This window comes from Microcoleus sp. Z1_A1 (assembly GCF_036700305.1).
In the GTDB taxonomy this organism is placed as follows: Bacteria; Cyanobacteriota; Cyanobacteriia; order Cyanobacteriales; family Microcoleaceae; genus Microcoleus.
Map to the genome: position 1 here is coordinate 1 of NZ_JAUBOR010000103.1, position 2,308 is coordinate 2,308.

Genomic DNA, 2,308 nt, shown 5'->3' on the forward strand with positions numbered 1-2,308 from the left:
GACTGAATCTGTCTTGAGTGCTCGTTCTGGTCGGACTCCTCCTTCTCTTCTGCCACGCTAACCCCGTGAACTTCTACTTTTTTTCACTCCAAGCAGTAATTGGAACAACCTGGATTACAGGAACTCGCTCATTATAAGTATTGTTGGTCACAACAACACAAGGTCTAATTTTCCCCGTTTCAGAACCCTTTGTTGGATCGAGATTAACTTCAATAATTAAACCGCGTTTCAATTTTATAACTTCAGCCATTCTTCTAAACCTAATTCCGTCAATTCTTGCAAGTCTGTATCTTCCTTATAGATTTCTGCATAGAGAGCAGCGGATTCTTCCAATCGCTCCGCTTCTAATGCTAATTCCAGGCGTTTAATTGCGATTCTTACTACTTCATTTGCGTCTTTAAATCCATACTTTTGACAACTTTGGAGAAATTTTATCTGAGATTCATCCAGTTCAAATGTTTGCTCTTTCATCATAGTAAAAATTCTGGAAAGCTTTGGTGTATTACTCTTGAAAACTAGGATTAAATAAACTGCCACTTTAATGATAACATACATTTCCCAAAATTCCTAAATACCAGTCGATCGCTCTTAATCTGTCTCATCAACATTCTCAAACATATCTTCGATGTCCCGTGCCCCGTGAATCACGCGCAAAATTTCTACCTCTGAGTCTATCAGACGGGAGAAAATCAGATATCTTCTAAAACCTTTAATAGCTTGTTGTCGCACATCGATTAAATTAGGATGAGAAAATTGACAGCGTTTTCCCATTTTTGGCGTTTGTGCTAATTGTTTAAATGTTTCTTCGGCCGCGACAATAAAGCGCTCGGAAGCATCCATATTATCTTCCGCCATGTAAGTGGCTAATTCAATCAAGTCACGGATAACTTGCGGACGTTTTTGGATCGAGGTCTTTTTTATTCCTGCAACCCCTGCTGCTGGGAAATACGCGATCGCACAGCTTGACGAATCTCCATCCAATTTTCCTCCGTCATCGCCGTAGGATTTCCCGATTCCAAACCCTCTAATAACATCGCTTCCAAACGTTCTGAAGCTTTGCGTTTTTGGTCTTGGCGAATTAACTCACGGAAATATTCGCTAGCTGTACTATAACCACCTTGAGCGACCTGTTCTTCTATATAAGTTCGCATTGAGTCAGGTAGAGAAATATTCATGCTTGTCACGGGTATTACTTACCTCATTTAACTTGTTATCTTATTATGGCAAATTTTGCCATTTTTTGTCAAGACTCACACAACCTGTAATTTTGTAATAAGAAATTGGGAAGATCGATCGCCCTTTCTCATCCTGATTCAGAAAGGATCTCGCTCATCATTCATCAATCATGGCGATCGCCCGTTTTATAATCAAAATGGCGATCGCTCAAAATCTTTCCCATTCACAACCAATGAATCCCGCCGCACAAAAACTTCCAGATTTGACAGGACAAACCTTATCAGAAGCGATCGCCATACTGGAGAGTTACGGCTTCCAATTTCAAACCAGCACAAAAGGTGGCTATCAAACCTTTGAACATCCAGACGGCAGTATCATTCATATTAGACCAAATGGTGAAATAGTCCGTACAGGACCTCATATACGGGGGACGGAGGGCAAAACTTACCGTCGTAGATACAATAGAGATGGAAATCAAATAAAATTTGAACCAGGGGCTAAGACACATAATACCGGAGAAAAAGTGATTCTATGACAACCGATCTCGCACTCAACCTCAAAACCTTTTTAGAAGACTTAAAAAGTGCCGATTTAGTAGGAGTTTCACTCCGCCCTCAAAATCTTGGCTTGCGTTTAGACTTCACCTTTGGGCCCGAAGTGGGAGATGTAGCGATCGAGTTCGATCGCATTCTTCACCTAGTGATTTCTCGTCCCCTCAATTCCGATGATGAAAATTACTGTTTTTGGGTAGGAGAAGTCGAACTCAGAAAGCTTGAAAAAAATGCTGAAACTTTCTTATCTTCCCTGTCCTATCCTTTCAATTTTCCGGCTAATTTAGATTTATCTGCTTTGAGTCATTTTCGGTTGGAAGGGGATATTTTTATTGAAATAATTTGCGAACACTATAAGATTTTTCAGGAAGTTAAAAATTAACTCCTATTTTTTAAGCTTTATGAATCACAAGAGCGAGATCCCTTCCTGCATCTGCGTTAATCTGCGTCCATCTGCGGTTAAAAAAGAGCGAGATCCCTTTCTAATAATTCAGAAGGGCGATCGTAAGGATTCAGGTCTGAAATTCGGGAATGAGGTCAGGCATAGGAAAGTAGTCACAAGAATGGGCATTCATAGCCTC

General features: G+C 40.4%; 6 protein-coding genes. 2 read left to right on the forward strand and 4 right to left on the reverse strand.

Going from position 1 to position 2,308, the window contains the following annotated elements; genetic code table 11:
- Nucleotides 1–73: 73 nt before the first annotated feature.
- From QT973_RS26865 to QT973_RS26880, 4 genes are read right to left on the reverse strand one after another with little or no spacing between them, the layout of a single operon-like run.
- Nucleotides 74–250, reverse strand: coding sequence for a type II toxin-antitoxin system PemK/MazF family toxin (locus QT973_RS26865; protein WP_333392565.1), 177 nt, complete (start codon nt 248–250; stop codon nt 74–76).
- Nucleotides 235–555, reverse strand: coding sequence for a hypothetical protein (locus QT973_RS26870; RefSeq protein WP_333055258.1), 321 nt, complete (start codon nt 553–555; stop codon nt 235–237). The genes QT973_RS26865 and QT973_RS26870 overlap by 16 nt, the downstream gene beginning before the upstream one ends.
- A gap of 33 nt (nt 556–588) precedes the next feature.
- The gene (locus QT973_RS26875; protein WP_333055260.1) at nt 589–981 is read right to left on the reverse strand and encodes a type II toxin-antitoxin system RelE/ParE family toxin; all 393 of its coding nucleotides are present in this window, start codon (nt 979–981) and stop codon (nt 589–591) included.
- Nucleotides 918–1,175 (reverse strand): type II toxin-antitoxin system ParD family antitoxin, encoded by a 258-nt coding sequence (locus tag QT973_RS26880; RefSeq protein ID WP_333055261.1) that lies wholly within the window; start codon nt 1,173–1,175, stop codon nt 918–920. The genes QT973_RS26875 and QT973_RS26880 overlap by 64 nt, the downstream gene beginning before the upstream one ends.
- 170 nt (nt 1,176–1,345) lie before the next feature.
- Here QT973_RS26880 and QT973_RS26885 point away from each other — a divergent pair, with 170 nt between their 5' ends.
- Together QT973_RS26885 and QT973_RS26890 are read left to right on the forward strand one after the other, a co-directional pair.
- Nucleotides 1,346–1,711 carry a PASTA domain-containing protein gene (locus tag QT973_RS26885; RefSeq protein ID WP_333055262.1) on the forward strand — a complete coding sequence of 122 codons (366 nt, stop codon included), beginning with the start codon at nt 1,346–1,348 and terminating at the stop codon, nt 1,709–1,711.
- Complete coding sequence (locus tag QT973_RS26890; RefSeq protein ID WP_333209576.1) at nt 1,708–2,109, forward strand: hypothetical protein; 402 nt, start codon at nt 1,708–1,710, stop codon at nt 2,107–2,109. Before QT973_RS26885 ends, QT973_RS26890 begins: the two co-directional genes overlap by 4 nt.
- Nucleotides 2,110–2,308 lie beyond the last annotated feature (199 nt).

Excerpts from the sequence above, each read along its gene's own strand:
- QT973_RS26865 (WP_333392565.1), bottom strand. The coding sequence starts at position 250 with ATGGCTGAAGTTATAAAATTGAAACGCGGTTTAATTATTGAAGTTAAT.
- QT973_RS26870 (WP_333055258.1), bottom strand. The coding sequence starts at position 555 with ATGTATGTTATCATTAAAGTGGCAGTTTATTTAATCCTAGTTTTCAAG.
- QT973_RS26880 (WP_333055261.1), bottom strand. The coding sequence starts at position 1,175 with ATGAATATTTCTCTACCTGACTCAATGCGAACTTATATAGAAGAACAG.
- QT973_RS26885 (WP_333055262.1), top strand. The coding sequence starts at position 1,346 with ATGGCGATCGCCCGTTTTATAATCAAAATGGCGATCGCTCAAAATCTT.
- QT973_RS26890 (WP_333209576.1), top strand. The coding sequence starts at position 1,708 with ATGACAACCGATCTCGCACTCAACCTCAAAACCTTTTTAGAAGACTTA.